General features: G+C 32.7%; 11 protein-coding genes and 1 pseudogene. 10 read left to right on the top strand and 2 right to left on the bottom strand.

Going from position 1 to position 14884, the window contains the following annotated elements; genetic code table 11:
* The first annotated feature begins 82 nt into the window (after window positions 1-82).
* The 3 genes from ACZ76X_RS04330 (at window position 83) to ACZ76X_RS04320 (ending at window position 2371) form a co-directional block, all read left to right on the top strand.
* A complete protein-coding gene (locus tag ACZ76X_RS04330; RefSeq protein ID WP_479849868.1) occupies window positions 83-505 on the top strand; it encodes a SpoIIAA family protein in 423 nt (140 codons plus the stop codon).
* A gap of 193 nt (window positions 506-698) precedes the next feature.
* Window positions 699-1208 carry a heme-degrading domain-containing protein gene (locus ACZ76X_RS04325; protein ID WP_479849867.1) on the top strand — a complete coding sequence of 170 codons (510 nt, stop codon included), beginning with the start codon at window positions 699-701 and terminating at the stop codon, window positions 1206-1208.
* 563 nt (window positions 1209-1771) lie between these two features.
* Window positions 1772-2371, top strand: coding sequence for a nitroreductase family protein (locus ACZ76X_RS04320; RefSeq protein ID WP_479849672.1), 600 nt, complete (start codon window positions 1772-1774; stop codon window positions 2369-2371).
* A 333-nt stretch (window positions 2372-2704) separates the two neighbouring features.
* Here the strand turns inward: ACZ76X_RS04320 and ACZ76X_RS04315 are convergent, their stop codons facing one another.
* The gene (locus tag ACZ76X_RS04315) at window positions 2705-3022 is read right to left on the bottom strand and encodes a winged helix-turn-helix transcriptional regulator (RefSeq protein ID WP_001000104.1); all 318 of its coding nucleotides are present in this window, start codon (window positions 3020-3022) and stop codon (window positions 2705-2707) included.
* Between the two features lie 302 nt (window positions 3023-3324).
* Here ACZ76X_RS04315 and ACZ76X_RS04310 point away from each other — a divergent pair, with 302 nt between their 5' ends.
* From ACZ76X_RS04310 to ACZ76X_RS04285, 6 genes are all read left to right on the top strand, one after another.
* Window positions 3325-4062, top strand: coding sequence for a GTP cyclohydrolase II (locus ACZ76X_RS04310; RefSeq protein ID WP_479849671.1), 738 nt, complete (start codon window positions 3325-3327; stop codon window positions 4060-4062).
* The gene (ribD, locus tag ACZ76X_RS04305; protein WP_098228819.1) at window positions 4055-5158 is read left to right on the top strand and encodes a bifunctional diaminohydroxyphosphoribosylaminopyrimidine deaminase/5-amino-6-(5-phosphoribosylamino)uracil reductase RibD; all 1104 of its coding nucleotides are present in this window, start codon (window positions 4055-4057) and stop codon (window positions 5156-5158) included. The genes ACZ76X_RS04310 and ribD overlap by 8 nt, the downstream gene beginning before the upstream one ends.
* A gap of 59 nt (window positions 5159-5217) precedes the next feature.
* Window positions 5218-5787: a 5' nucleotidase, NT5C type gene (locus ACZ76X_RS04300; RefSeq protein ID WP_061658569.1), complete on the top strand. Its 570-nt coding sequence runs from the start codon at window positions 5218-5220 to the stop codon at window positions 5785-5787.
* Window positions 5788-6245: 458 nt separating this feature from the next.
* Complete coding sequence (locus ACZ76X_RS04295; RefSeq protein WP_479849670.1) at window positions 6246-7970, top strand: methyl-accepting chemotaxis protein; 1725 nt, start codon at window positions 6246-6248, stop codon at window positions 7968-7970.
* A gap of 366 nt (window positions 7971-8336) precedes the next feature.
* On the top strand, window positions 8337-10565 hold the full coding sequence (locus ACZ76X_RS04290) for a putative mucin/carbohydrate-binding domain-containing protein (RefSeq protein WP_479849669.1): 2229 nt from the start codon (window positions 8337-8339) through the stop codon (window positions 10563-10565).
* A gap of 172 nt (window positions 10566-10737) precedes the next feature.
* A complete protein-coding gene (locus ACZ76X_RS04285; protein WP_479849668.1) occupies window positions 10738-12435 on the top strand; it encodes a M4 family metallopeptidase in 1698 nt (565 codons plus the stop codon).
* A gap of 287 nt (window positions 12436-12722) precedes the next feature.
* Here ACZ76X_RS04285 and ACZ76X_RS04280 read toward each other — a convergent pair whose 3' ends face one another.
* Window positions 12723-13718: a zinc-dependent alcohol dehydrogenase family protein gene (locus ACZ76X_RS04280; RefSeq protein ID WP_479849667.1), complete on the bottom strand. Its 996-nt coding sequence runs from the start codon at window positions 13716-13718 to the stop codon at window positions 12723-12725.
* Between the two features lie 327 nt (window positions 13719-14045).
* Here ACZ76X_RS04280 and ACZ76X_RS04275 point away from each other — a divergent pair.
* Window positions 14046-14570 (top strand): annotated as a pseudogene (locus tag ACZ76X_RS04275) (glucose-6-phosphate dehydrogenase); the annotation flags it as partial.
* Window positions 14571-14884 lie beyond the last annotated feature (314 nt).

Raw genomic sequence — 14884 nt, 5'->3', positions numbered from 1 at the left:
GATAGAACTATTTTGGGACAGGCTTCTCCGTTTGAAGAGTCTGTCCCTTTTTAATGCGTTACAATTTAATCTTATTGATTTTATGGGATATTTCCGCATAATTGTAGCTAAGGGAGATGATTTTAGGTTGAGTAAACTGAATATTAGTACAACGATTTTGGGAGATATAATTGTTACCCGTCTTATCGGCAAAATTAAAACAGATGATGTGTATGAATGGTTTAATGGTTTCGAGCAAGTTTGTCAGCAATTTATTTCCGAGGGGCGGAAGTATAAATTGCTGGTCGATAGAAAAGGATACATACCAGATCATTTTTCTGTTCAAAAAGCATGGAAAGATAAGTTTTTCAATGAAACGATTTTGAATCATAGTAAGGCAATTGCTTTTCTCCTTGAAGAAGGGGAAATACTGAATTATTTACAACAGTCCAATACGAAAGAATCCGTAAAGTTTTTTGATGATTATGAACAAGCATTCCTTTGGTTAAGTGAATATCCAATATGAAACTGTTAGTGAACCAGCTGCTTAAGCAACTGGTTTTTTTATGTTTGCGAGTAGTATTCGGAAGAAAACTTCTATACGAAATGTTTAGCATTAGAGGACATACATTTTTAGTGCGTTAAATATAATTCATAATAGCACCAGGAAGAAAAGAATACGCTTTACGGTATGAGATATATTGATTTTAAAAATATCAATGCGGCATAAAGTGAGTAAGGGGGATAAAGATATGAGTACTTCAAATTTGAATGAAATCAGTAAACAAATTTTAATAGAGGAGGAAACACTTCTATTTTCCTCTTTTACAAATGAAGATGCACTGCAAATAGGTTTATTTATCGTTGAAACAGCGAAAAAGGAAGGGAAATTAATTGCTGTTGATATAGCGAAAAATGGTGTGCAACTATTTCATTTTAAGATGACAGGGACAACTGAGGAAAATACGCAATGGATTGAGCGTAAAAAAAGAGTTGTTTCTCTGCATAATCATAGCTCGTATTATATGCAAATACAAAGTGAAATCACTGGCGTTCCATATAATGAAAAGTATCTTTTAGATAGGTCTGATTATGCTGCGTTTGGTGGATGTTTTCCTGTCCAAATAAAAGACGTAGGGGTCATTGGAATGATAACAGTTTCAGGATTACCACCAGAAGAAGATCATGAATTGGTGATAAGGGCCGTTAAAAATCATTTAAAGCAATAATAAAAAGGCAAAACCGAACAAGGATATGTTCGGTTTTGCCTTTTTATTATACTTTTTTATAAACAGCAAAGAGGACTCCATCATAGGAGGTATTTAATTATACACTGTTTTGGGATTACATCGTCTTCTTTTAGTTTGCGAAATTGTTGCATTAGTATTTCTTTTGTAAGGCATTGAAATTTTTAATGCCTCTGTCACTTTTGTTAAATGACAAAGGAGAGAAGCTTAAATGTAATAAGTTAGATAATGAGTTATTAATGGTTCCTGTCTTTCTTGATGATTGAAATAGTTACATCTCATATTTGTGTAAATATGAAACACCTAGGATACATGAATAGAGAATGGGTAAAATAGTACCGAATGCTGATTAGATTTAATTAGTAATGTTATAAGCCTTTTTAGGTAAACTGAAGCGTCTTGGACAAGAAATAGTGGGTTTATATTTAGAATGATTGGCAACTGGTGTTATGGAGTTCAATCATTAAAAATGAACGCATTTAAATTCATATTATCTTCGAGATTTATCATTTTTGAGGATATTAGAACTCAGGAGGAAATAAATTATGACAAAAGATTTCTATACCGCACTGAAAGAAAGACGTACTTATTATGGGATTAATAAAGAGGTACAAGTATCAGATGAAAAAATTAAAGAAATTGTGGAGTTTGCTGTGAAATATACTCCATCAGCTTTTAATTCTCAAACTGCACGATTAGTTGTATTATTTGGTGAGGCTCATAATAAATTATGGGAGATTACAACTGAAACATTAAGAAAAGTAGTTGGAGATGGAGATTTTTCAGGAACGCAACAAAAAATGGATTCCTTTAAAGCTGGCTATGGAACCGTACTATACTTTGAAGACGAAGCTATAGTTAAATCGCTTCAAGAAAAATTTGCTGCATATGCTGAAAACTTCCCGATTTGGTCAAACCAAGCATCGGGTATGCACCAATTAGTTGTATGGGCAGCATTAGAAGCTGAGGGGTTAGGGGCATCTTTACAACATTATAATCCATTAATTGACGATGAGGTAAAACAAGAATGGAATGTCCCTGCTAATTGGAAACTAATTGCACAAATGCCATTTGGTAATCCAACAGCTGCACCAGGTGAAAAAGAATTCCAACCACTTGAAGAGCGTGTGAAATTTCATAAGTAATATTCGAATGTAATAAAATGGAAATTTAATCAGTGGTGGTCTTACTGTCCGCAAATAGCAGGGGAAGCTAACTGTATTGTAAAAATAAAACTGTTTATTAATAAAAAAGCTTATCCGTTTTTTTTATTAATCGAGTATGTATGAATAAAAGATTTTAAAACACTATTTTAATCTGTAAGGGAGCAAGGTGATCGTTTTGATCACCTTGCTTTATTTCTTACATTTTATTTATTAAAAAACGCTAGCTTTTCATAAATGCTTGAAAAATTAGCGTTTTAATAATAGGTATCTGTAATTTGATTACTTAAAACTATATACGAAAAAGCTTTTATGTTATTCCTCAAGTTCTATCCATTCCTGTGACCATTCTTCTATTCCACGAATAATAGCTTCTAAAGCAAATCCTTTTTGAGTTAAAGAATATTCTATACGAACTGGTGTCTCAGGAAAGACTTTACGTTCGACAATTCCTTCTAGTTCTAATTCTTTCAATCTTTCTGAAAGTAATCTTCCGCTAACAGGAAGAGAAGATTCAAGCGTACAAAAGCGCTGAGATCCAGAAAAAAGTTGGTAAATAATTAGTGCTGTCCATCGTTGACTAAAAAATTTCATTCCTTTTTCAAAGCGAGGGCATAATGTAGAATCATTCATTTTCCTTCACCTCCTAAAATAAATTATATAACATCTTACTATTAGTAACAAATGTTTTTATAATTAATTACTTGACGTAAATTGATTACAAATGTATACTCACTTACATAAAGTAACTAAGTTGTTTTATGTAACTAAAACTCTTTTCTTTAAATGGCCAAAGTTGTAATGATACATATTGCATATAAGCTGAGAGAAAAAAGAATAGCATCTGTAAAAACACTTACGTTGTGTAAGTTAAACAATAAAAAATATAACAATGGAAGAGAATTTTAGAGATTCTCTATACTAGGAGGTACCTAATGGTTACAACAGATACAACTCATATGTTAGAAGATAAAATTCAATTTATACATCAAGATGGAAAGGATATTTATTTAGTAGGCCCTATCAAATTGCCAATTAATTTATATGGGGAGACTAAAGTTTTCCAATGGTATTCTTGGTTACAATGTAGTGAGGTTACAAATAGTGTAGAAGGAATTATCGAAAAACTCTCATCTATTAATTTAGCTGATATGCAGCAATCTAGTGTACTTGTATATGGTGATTTTGAGAATTCTGAAGATGCCCTAATTCGAATGCATAGTATTTGTCACACCGGTGATATCTTTGGTAGTAAACGTTGTGACTGTGGATTCCAATTAAAGCAGTCTTTACAAATGATTACAGAACATGGTTCAGGTGCTTTATTTTACTTAGCGAATCATGAAGGAAGAGGAATTGGCTTGTTTAGTAAAGCTATGACGTACCTCTTGCAAGAAAATGGGTTAGATACAGTAGAAGCTAATCTGAACCTAGGTTTTGAAGATGATGTTCGAAACTATGATGATACAATTGAAGTATTAAAAGCGCTACGCTCAAAACCTGTAAAACTTATTACAAATAATCCGAAAAAATTAGAAGCGTTACAAAAAGCTGGATTAAATGTTACGAGTCGTGAACCGTTATGGGGTGATGTCTCAGAGTTTAATGAGAAATATTTGCAAACGAAGATTCAGCGTTCTGGACATTTTGAAGGGGGACACCTACATGCTTGAGCATGAATTGTATATGAAGCTAGCACTAGAAAATGCCAAGGCTATGAAGGGACAAACGACTCCAAATCCATTGGTTGGATCTGTAATTGTAAATGATAATCGAATTGTAGGGGTCGGAGCACATATGAAGGCCGGAGAACCACATGCCGAAATACATGCGATACGTATGGCTGGAGAACAGGCACGTGGTGGTACAATCTATGTAACTCTTGAACCTTGTTCTCATCATGGTAGAACAGGGCCTTGTGCTGAAGCAATTGTACAAGCAGGAATTAAGAAGGTGGTAGTTGCTACACTTGATCCAAACCCGCTTGTTTCTGGACGTGGAATTAAAATTCTACAAGATGCAGGTATTGAAGTACTTGTAGGAGTGTGTGAAGAAGAATCTAAAAAAATGAATGAAGTCTTTAATAAATATATTTTGACAAAGCGTCCATTTGTAACGATTAAATCAGGAGTTACATTAGATGGGAAAATTGCTACGTCTTTATCGGATAGTAAGTGGATTACATCTACAGAAGCAAGACAAGAAGTACACCAAATACGAAACGAAAATGCGGCTATTTTAGTAGGAGCGAATACTGTTCAAAAGGATAATCCATCATTGACAACGCGTATTCCAAATGGCCGAAATCCAATTCGAGTAATATTGGACTCGACATTACGCATACCGATGGAAGCTAACGTTGTTACAGATGGAGAAGCTCCTACCTGGATATTTACAACAAGTAATCATGCAGAGGAAAAAAAGAAAGCATTAGAAAATGCAGGAGTTAAAGTATTTGTTACTAGCGGAGAAAAGCATATAAACTTACATGAAATGCTTGATGTTTTAGGACAAAAAGGAGTTTCCTCCCTGCTTATTGAAGGTGGTGGAGAAGTAAATGCTTCGTTTATTGAAAATAAACTAATGGATAAAATTATTTTATATTTCGCACCTAAAATTATTGGAGGTAGATTGGCGCCTAGTTTTGTAGAGGGGACTGGTATTACTAAAATGAAAGATGCAATTGAATTTAAGGATATATCATTTACCCAGATTGGAAAAGATTATAGATTTATTGGCTATCCAGCATATCGGAAAGATGAGAAATAAGGGGAATAAAAACTACTTATATGTTCCGATAAATGGATTGCAGAAAGGAGCGATGAAGAGTGAAGTTTGGATTTGATATCGATGATACATTAATTGATTTAAGGCAGCATGCTTTTCATTTATATAATAAGAAATTAAACAAAAAAGTAGGGTTGGATGTATTCCATTCTTTAAAAACAATTGAAATTCATGAAGCATTTGGCATGACTTCGGAGGAAGGCGGTCATATGTGGAATAGTTTGCTGGATGAGATTTATTATACTTCTTGTTCACCGTTTCCGTATGCTGTAGAGACATTGCAAGAATTAAAAAGACAGGGACATGAAATTTACTATATAACGGCGCGACCTAAAGAGCATGGAGAGCAAACAAAAAAATGGTTAATAGAAAAAGGATTTCCGGTACATGAAGATCGCTTTTTCTATGGAATGAAGGATGAAGAAAAAATACACTTCATACAAGAAATAAAATTAAACTATTTCTTTGATGATAAGCCGGCTGTTTTAGAAACGTTAATAGGAAAACCGATAAATGTATATGCAAAAACTACTTCTTACAATCAATATCTCAATATCCCGCGCATTACAAATTGGATGGAGTTAGGAGATATTATAAAGAAAGATATGTGAGGATTTAAATGGAAAATCAAATAGAGCCAAGAGCATATTGAGTATTACAATTTTAGAGGAAAGACATACGTATTATGTCTTTCCTTATTTTTTAATACTATCGTTTTTATTAGTGTGATGTGCTAGGAGTACTTCTAATAGAGGGGAAATAGAAAAATGAGCAATAAGAAAAATATTTTTAAGCTAGTCTTGTATGGAAGCGTAATTTATATATCATATCAGTGATGGTTTTCCCTGGTGCCACAGTATATGCGGATATTTTGGATAAGAAGTTCAAGAATTAATGAGATGTGTTCATAATCATGAATTTTTGGAAAACGAAAATTACAATGTTAGGTTATTTTGAATCAGTAGTGGACGATATGCAAAATTACATATTACAAAATAAACATCGTAATTTTTGGATTCTTGGTATAAAATACATTACTTAAACTATATATTAGAATGGAGAAAATGAATTGGAATTATTAAGAAACAGTAAGGTTGGTACAAAACTAAACATATTAATAACTATATCAAGTATTGCATGTATAGTATTATCCCTAATAGGGTTTTGGGGATTAGAAAGAGGGAAAAGTACTTCCTCTAATATGTATGAGGATAATTTACTACCAATTGAGTGGATTGGAATTGTAGAATCTAATTTTTATCACGTTAATATGAACTTTATGGAAATAATGTTATCAAAAGATGAAAAAAGAATGAACGAATTAATAAGAGAAATGGATGGGATTCGTAAGGAAAATGATCATCTTTTAAAGCAGTTTGAGGCTAAACTTATTTCTACTAAAGAAAAAGAATTATATAACAGGTTTCATGAAACATTTAATGAATTAAGGACTCAAATGAAGAAAGCTCAAGAATTAGGGAAGTCTAATAATGAGGAAGCATATGCATATTATCTAAAAGAGATTGAACCTAATATGCAAAAATCAATAAAATCAATTCGTGAATTGATTTTATATAATAGTAATAATGCAGAGCTTTTACAGAAGGAAAATAATAATAGTGCTCAAAATACAATGATAATGTTTGTTAGTATTTCGATTTTAGCAATTTTAATAATTATATTAATTGGATATGTTATTAAATTAACTATCCGAAAACCACTTGCATTACTACAAAATGATATGGAAAAAGTAGCAGCTGGAGATTTAACAACACGTACTCCTTATAAAGCAAATAATGAATTAGGGCATATTGTTCAGTCTTTTAATAGTATGTTAGATAACCTTCAACAATTAATTGCGAATGTTAAGATGACAACACAAGAGGTTATTTTTACTACGGAGGGCGTATTACAAGATACAAATCGAGCGTCTAGTATTTCAAATGAGGTTGTACAGACTGTTTTAGAAGTAAAAACAAAAATAGAAGGACAGGTAACTAGTATTCAGGAGAGCTCATCCTCAATGGAAGAAATTACAACCGGGGTGCAAACTGTAGCCGAATCTTCAGCAGTAGTCGCTGAGGTAGCAGTAACGACTACAGAACGAATAAATATCGGTAGTGAAGTGATAAATCACTCTATTCTTCAAATGAATAGTGTGCATGATGTTGTCGAGGAAACATCAAAAGTAATAAATAAACTTGTTACACGTACACAACAGATTGATACAGCTCTCGCTGCAATTACTAATATTGCCGAACAAACGAATCTTCTTGCCTTAAATGCCGCTATTGAAGCGGCACGTGCTGGAGAGAATGGGAAAGGATTTGCAGTGGTTGCCGCAGAAGTTCGAGACTTGGCTGAGCAATCTAAAGAATCTGCAAAAGAAGTTAATCATTTAATAAAATCCATTCAAAAAGATACCCAAGATACAGTTAATATCATGCAAAAAGGACAACAAAAGGCAGTAGAAGGGAAAGAAGCTGCTTACAAAGCGAATCAAACCTTCTTGTCTATTATGAGAGATATTGATAAGATTACAGGTCAAATTCAAGAAGTATCCGCAGCGACAGAAGAGATGTCTGCTGGTACAGAAGAAGTAAATGCTTCTCTTTCGCTAGTTTCTGAAACTGCAACGGATGTGAAAAAGGAGACTCTTCAAACTGTAAATTCAATTCAATCACAGGCCGTATCAATTGAACAAATATCAATCCAATCCAACAAAATGAAAGAAAAGGTGGAAGAATTAACGGAATTGGTTTCAAAATTTAATATTACAGAACAAAAAGAATGAGTAAATTGTAAAAGATTAGGTACGGCTATCAGCCTAAAAATAATTGATTTTTTACGATTAAAAAGATTTTAGTAATTAATTCAATCACAAGTGTAATAACATGTATAAAAAACATGAAGACTTAAGAGTCTTCGTGTTTTTTTATTGAATAATGTCTGGAAAAATATTGATAATTATACGATATTTTGAAATTTATCACGAAATATTCATATATGCAAAATTACATACATTTAATGATTGATAATCACGAGTTAATGTAACTATAATAATTACACTGATAAGTAACTTATTGACGACAGTTATAAGTGAAGAAGGAGGGCTTTATTGTATTTTTGTATATAAAAAAATAGAGAAGGAGATATGCAAATGAAAAGGTTACTTGTTATAGGCCTAATGTATACAATGTTTTTCCTCATAGGAAATATACACTTACATGCTGATGAACGAATAAATGCAAAAAAAATTACTAGTTTAGAAGAGCCTACTTGGATATTTCAGGCGGGCATAAGTAAGGGGAAATATCATGACCGACAAGATTTAGGATTTATTTTGAAGAGAAATACACCATTAAAGGTAAGACAAACAAATCCTAATTTTAAAGACAAATTAACATTACGTTTATTGTCTAATGACTCAAAAAATGAAAAATCCATACAAGTAGGAAATGAATGGGTTACTATCCAAGGTGATACGTCTTTAGTTCCTTTCATAGATACTCCGTATGGTCAAGAGCACGCTGTACTTGAGTACCAAGTAGGGAATGAAAGTGCTACTAAACCCCTTCCCATTTATAAACAACAAGGAAGTGTATCTCAATTTTTTAGTACATGGGATCAATTTGATGGAGAGTATGCGTTACTTCAAGGGGAGAGTTTTCAATTATTTGTACCTAAAAAAGATAAAGAGTTAGTAAGATCTTTAAAAGATTTTCAATCGTTGGATGAGTTAATTGCGTATTATGAAGATATTTTTGTGATGTATGATTCAATTATTGGTTTAGATGGCTCAACGTTTGAAAATAAAAAAAGTCAAAATCGTTATTTCTTAAAAGCAGATATATCTGGTGCTGGCGGTGCCTATTATGGCACAAATTGGACAGCGAATAGTACAGATAGTACAAAGATGTGGTTAGATAAACTAAGTTGGGGAACTTTACATGAAATCGCTCATGGATACCAAGCTGGTTTTGATAATCAAGGAATATTTACAGGAGAAGTTTCTAATAATCTATTTGGTGTTCAATATCAATATAGTAAATACGGCAAAAAAGCAGATCAAGTTGGTTGGTTGTTTAATTTCGGGAAAAAGGAACAGGTAGAACGGAATTTATATAATGCTTTAATGAAAGAAAATAAAAATTATGATGATTTAGATTTACGACAAAAACTTATTCTTTTAACGATGGCGAAACAAAAAGCTGGCGATGAAGCATTTGCAAAAATGTATCAAGGTTATCGAAAACTAGCTAGCAATGCTGCTTTCAAAAAAGGTGACCATTCTTTACCAGATTTAATGAATCAGTATTATAGTGAGAATGGACAAGTTGATTTTACACCTGTTTTTGAAAGGTGGGAATTTAAGCTTAATCATAAACAAATAGAGATGAATAGGGCGAAAGGTTTTCCGGCTGTTACTTCTTTAGCTTATATAGTGCCTGAATCACAATTAGCGAAAGCAAGAGCTATAGTTGATCCTGATATTCCGATAAACTCCAACTTCGAAATAGTTACGAATCAGCAAATTGCTCCACTTGGGTTAAAAGGGAATTTGCATATCCATTTAAATACAAATGAAATAGATACATTAGAAGGAGGAAAAATTAAATTAAAAGAAGGGAATACAGTTATTCAAGAGAAAACAATTGAAACAACAGATATCAATTTACAAGACGTACCAAATGGAGTGTATACGGTTGAAATTTCAGGTGGGAAAACGAATAGTATGTACCATTTCAGTTCGTATTATGCCTATGTAAAAGAAAAAGATAATAGTCTAAAGATTGATATTAACGAAATGAAAGTGAGTAAGTTGGTAAATGAAACGATTCAATTCCTAGGATTAGGAGATGACCAGTTTGCTGTATTAAATACAGACTTAGAGCAAAATCGAGCTATTTTTACGGTTACTACTAAAACGCCTCATAGCTATTATGCAGGTGAAAAATATGCATCGATAGAGGTCTTTAATGAAAAAGGTGAAAAAATTTATACGAAGGAAATGGAAGGAACAAATGTAACAATTGTAAAAGATATCATTCCACTAAAAGAGGGATATAGAATTAAAATCTATCATGATGAAATAAAAAAACGATTAACTAGTAAAGCTACTATTATTAATCCTATGAATAAAACAAATGAATTTATAATAACAAAATGGGGATTGAAAAATACTTCTTTGCAAAATAATCCAGAAGAAAATCTTATACAAAGAATTGATGAAGAAATGGAAGCGATTATAGGTAATCAGTTTTTAAAAGAGATACCAATGCAAAAATTAGAAATGAAAAAGAATGTGTGGATGGCAATAAATATGTTATCAGAACCACAAAAAATAACGTATATGAATAAATATAAAGATAGCTTATATAATGAGTAATTTTTGAGAAATGAATTGAATTGAATCTAAAAAAAGTAGCAAACCAATCTATTAACCTATGTATGTAGAGGTATGTAAAAACGATTGGCTATAGTTAAAATTTTTTATCTATGCTTAAAATTCTAAAATACATTTATTTAATTTAATAATACGATTATAAAGGAGTAAAAATATGAATAATTTCGTAAAGGTAGGTTTAACTACAGGAGTGGTGTTATCGGCGATTATGCCTTATGGAGGAGTACATGCGGAAACAGAAGATTTAAAAGTGGAAACAAAGGAAGATACGTTCCGAACAGGTAATTTAACAGCACCTTCTCAAAATTCGGCAGAAAATGTAGCAAAGGATGCACTAAAAGGAAAAACAGAACAAGCATTATCATCAAAGCAAGTTAATACGGAATCCAAAGTTAATTATAATGTTACGCAAAGTCGTAAATCCTATGATGGTACTACATTGGTACGTCTTCAACAAACGTATGAAGGACGTGATGTATACGGATATCAACTAACAGCACATATTAATGATGATGGTGTACTTACGAGCGTTTCGGGAGATAGTGCCCAAGATTTACAACAACAGGAAGATTTGAAACAACCTATTACTCTATCAGAAGAGGATGCAAAGAAACAGCTTTTCAACATCTATGGAAATGATCTCACATTTATTGAAGAACCAGAAATTAAACAAGTGGTATATGTAGATGAAAATACAAATAAAGCTACAAACGCATATCAAATTACTTTTAGTGCATCTACACCTGAATATGTATCCGGTACAGTATTAATTGATGCTTTTGGTGGTAATCTATTAAAAGAACTCGTTCAAAAATTGGGTATACAAGTAGAGAGTAGTATTGTCCAATCTGCGACATCAAATAAATCAGCAGATCCTTCAAAATTAACAGGTACAGGAAAAGATGACTTAGGTATTAATCGTACGTTTGGAATTACACAAAGAAGTGATGGAACGTACATGCTTGCAGATTATTCTCGTGGTAAGGGAATTGAAACATATACTGCTAATTATAAAGATTATAATAATTATAGAAGAAATGTATGGGGTTATCTCGATGATTTAGTAACAAGTAATTCTACAAATTTTACAGATCCTAAAGCAGTTAGTGCCCATTATTTAGCAACGAAAGTATATGATTTTTATCAAGAAAAATATGGCCGTAACAGCTTTGATAATAACGGACAAAAAGTAATTTCTGTCGTTCATGGTTGGAACACAAATGGTACGAATAAAGGAAATCCTAAGCAGTGGTTTAATGCATTTAGTAATGGAGCTATGCTAGTATACGGAGATCCAATTGTTAGAGCATTTGATGTGGCAGGACATGAATTTACACACGCGGTTACAAGAAATGAGTCTGGACTTGAGTACGCAGGAGAAGCTGGTGCAATTAATGAAGCGTTATCTGATATTTTAGGAGTAGCAGTTGAAAAGTATGCCAATAACGGAAAGTTCAATTGGACAATGGGAGAACAATCAGGTCGTATTTTTAGAGATATGAAAAACCCATCATCTATCTCTTCTAGATATCCAGAGGATTATAGGCATTATAATAACTTACCTATTGATGCTGACCACGATCATGGTGGTGTACACACGAACTCTAGCATTATTAATAAAGTAGCTTACTTGGTTGCTAGTGGTGGAAGCCATAATGGAGTAAACGTACATGGCATTGGAGAAGATAAAATGTTTGATATTTTCTATTATGCAAATACGGATGAATTAAATATGACTTCTGATTTTAAAGAATTAAAAGAAGCTTGTATTCGTGTAGCAACGAACTTATATGGTAAAAACTCATTAGAAGTACAAGCTGTCCAACAAGCCTTTAAAGCAGCGTATATTTAATATTATTGTGATGAATTACAAACTCTTTCATTTTAATATAGTGATTAATTTGTATTTATAGACAAAAACCTTGTAGAATTTTTCTGCAAGGTTTTTTTGAATGTTATCCCGCTATTTGCCGGGCAGTAAGACCCCGCTTCAAAATTCAGCTGTTATTTTTTTACTTGTTGTAAAGGATGGAAAGCTTTTAAGGTTGTGGCACGCCTCTTAAGAAAAAGATAAGGCGAAGCGATCTCGCTGTTATTTTCAAACAACAAACATTTGTTATTTGTATTATTTAGTGAAAGTTACCAAACGTTTTTCAAAACTATTTTACCTATTGCTTTATTTGACTCCAAATATTCATGTGCTTGTGCAACTTCATCAAACGTAAAAGGTTTAGAATCTAGCAATGGACGAAGTTTTCCTTCTTCTATAATTTGCGTTATTTTCGTTAAGATTTCTCCGCAATCATTACGCTTATCTGTATGTAATATTTTTAATGCCATAAAAGTAACGTGCAGAGTAAGTCCTTTTGTGTGTAAAGGAGAGAGGTCATGAGTTGAACGAGCTGCAATTGTTACGACAGTGCCATTGACCGCAGCAGCTTCAAAAGAATGATCAAGATTCTTGCCGCCTACTGTATCAAATATAACTTCAAATCCGTTTCCATTCGTATGTTTTTGCACATATTCTTGAACAGATTCTTCTTTATAATTAATAGCTATATCGGCTCCTAGACGATGGGATATTTCCATTTTGCTCTGCTGAGAAGCGGTTGTAAAAACTTTAGCACCTGCCCATTTAGCTAGTTGAATGGCTACGTGTCCTACGCCACCAGTAGCTCCATGAATGAGAATATTTTGATCAGGTTTAATATTTGCACGATCAAATAAAGATTCCCAAGCTGTAATTGCCACTAATGGTAGAGCAGCTGCTTCTTCCATTGTTAAATTGTTAGGTTTGTGAGCAATTAATCGTGCATCAGCAAGCATAAATTCTGCAAGTGCACCTCCAGTTTCTTTAAAACCTCCGGCACATCCGTATACTTCATCCCCTGATTTGAATTTCGAAACACCTTCTCCTACTTCAATGACAATACCAGCTACATCTCCGTGTAATATAGCCGGAAACTCAGGAGCGACTGCTGAAACGGCACCACTACGCATTTTTGTATCGATTGGATTTACACTTGTTGCTTTTACATGGATTAGAACATGACCTGGTAAAAGTTTCGGTTTTGAAACTTCTTCTAATTGAAATACAGATGAATCCCCAAAAGAATGGATAATTTGTGCTTTCATAGTTTATACCTCCTGTTTGTGGTTATAGCATAGCAAAGTACGAAAAATAAGTATAATATTTTGAATTTGGTTGGTGAGAATTTTATATAAAGAAGAGGAAAGTGCATGAAATGAAATAATGTAACGTACTTCTAAAAACTACTGTAAAGCTTGTTGAAGAAAGGGTATATGTTATTTTTGCAGCATGATTTATTCATTACGTTTATCCCGCTATTTGCCGGGCAGTAAGACCCCCGCCTCAAAATTCAGCGAAAGCAAAGAAGTTAGGTGGGAGTTGGGCTGCTCGTAAAAGCCCGATTGGTGAGGGCTGATTAAAGTTTCACTTGATTCGGAGCGACAGAGGATTTAGCGAAACGCAAAATTTACCCTGCTTTATATAAACTATTTAGTAATGAAAATATACCGCAATCTATTTCGATTATCGGTATTGGCAGAAGGCTAATGTCAGATATGGAATTTCAAACAAAGGTAGAACAATCCCTTGCTACATTTTCTAAAATATCTACTGATGACGAATCAGGAGTAGAAAAATTTATTAGTACATTTCGTTATTGTCAATTAAATACAGCGAATATAGAGGACTATCAAGATTTGTTACGTCTTGTAAAGATGCGTGAAACAGAATTAAACATTCTTGAAAATCGCATGTTTTACCTATCTGTTATACCAGAAGTATTTGATGTCATTGCTTTAAATATTAAGGAAAGTGGATTGTGGGCTACAAAAGGATTGAACCGTCTTATTATAGAGAAGCCTTTTGGTTATCATGTAACGTTTGCTTGTGAGTTTAACGGAAAAATGATTGAAGATTTTGATGAAACTGACATTTGTTATATCAATCATTATCTTTGAAAATGAATGGTAATTAGGAATACACTTAGAAAAGCATTACGAAATAAATAGTATGTAATGCAAGACATTTTTATTGACGATAATAATTTATATGGTTAATATACTAGATATAGTATTATTTAATTACTAAAAGTAATTAAATATACATTTGTTTGTTAAGTTCGATAAATAAGTAATCTGTGGTAGAAATGCTTTGAATTGCCACTATTAATATTGGGGACAATTAGAAAGCGAAAGGTATAAAAAGAATTGGAATTTGATAAATCTTTGTTTTTTATAAAAACAGGGGCTTCTGTACAATTCATTTTTAGTAT

It is taken from the genome of Bacillus sp. BC05(2025) (assembly GCF_056725905.1).
This window is presented reverse-complemented; position numbering and strand designations above follow the sequence as displayed.

What these genes read in the sequence shown, in the direction of transcription:
- ACZ76X_RS04285 (WP_479849668.1), top strand. Translation starts at nt 10,738, where the DNA reads ATGAATAATTTCGTAAAGGTAGGTTTAACTACAGGAGTGGTGTTATCG.
- ACZ76X_RS04280 (WP_479849667.1), bottom strand. Translation starts at nt 13,718, where the DNA reads ATGAAAGCACAAATTATCCATTCTTTTGGGGATTCATCTGTATTTCAA.
- ACZ76X_RS04290 (WP_479849669.1), top strand. Translation starts at nt 8,337, where the DNA reads ATGAAAAGGTTACTTGTTATAGGCCTAATGTATACAATGTTTTTCCTC.
- ACZ76X_RS04320 (WP_479849672.1), top strand. Translation starts at nt 1,772, where the DNA reads ATGACAAAAGATTTCTATACCGCACTGAAAGAAAGACGTACTTATTAT.
- ACZ76X_RS04315 (WP_001000104.1), bottom strand. Translation starts at nt 3,022, where the DNA reads ATGAATGATTCTACATTATGCCCTCGCTTTGAAAAAGGAATGAAATTT.
- ribD (WP_098228819.1), top strand. Translation starts at nt 4,055, where the DNA reads ATGCTTGAGCATGAATTGTATATGAAGCTAGCACTAGAAAATGCCAAG.
- ACZ76X_RS04330 (WP_479849868.1), top strand. Translation starts at nt 83, where the DNA reads ATGGGATATTTCCGCATAATTGTAGCTAAGGGAGATGATTTTAGGTTG.
- ACZ76X_RS04325 (WP_479849867.1), top strand. Translation starts at nt 699, where the DNA reads ATGCGGCATAAAGTGAGTAAGGGGGATAAAGATATGAGTACTTCAAAT.
- ACZ76X_RS04310 (WP_479849671.1), top strand. Translation starts at nt 3,325, where the DNA reads ATGGTTACAACAGATACAACTCATATGTTAGAAGATAAAATTCAATTT.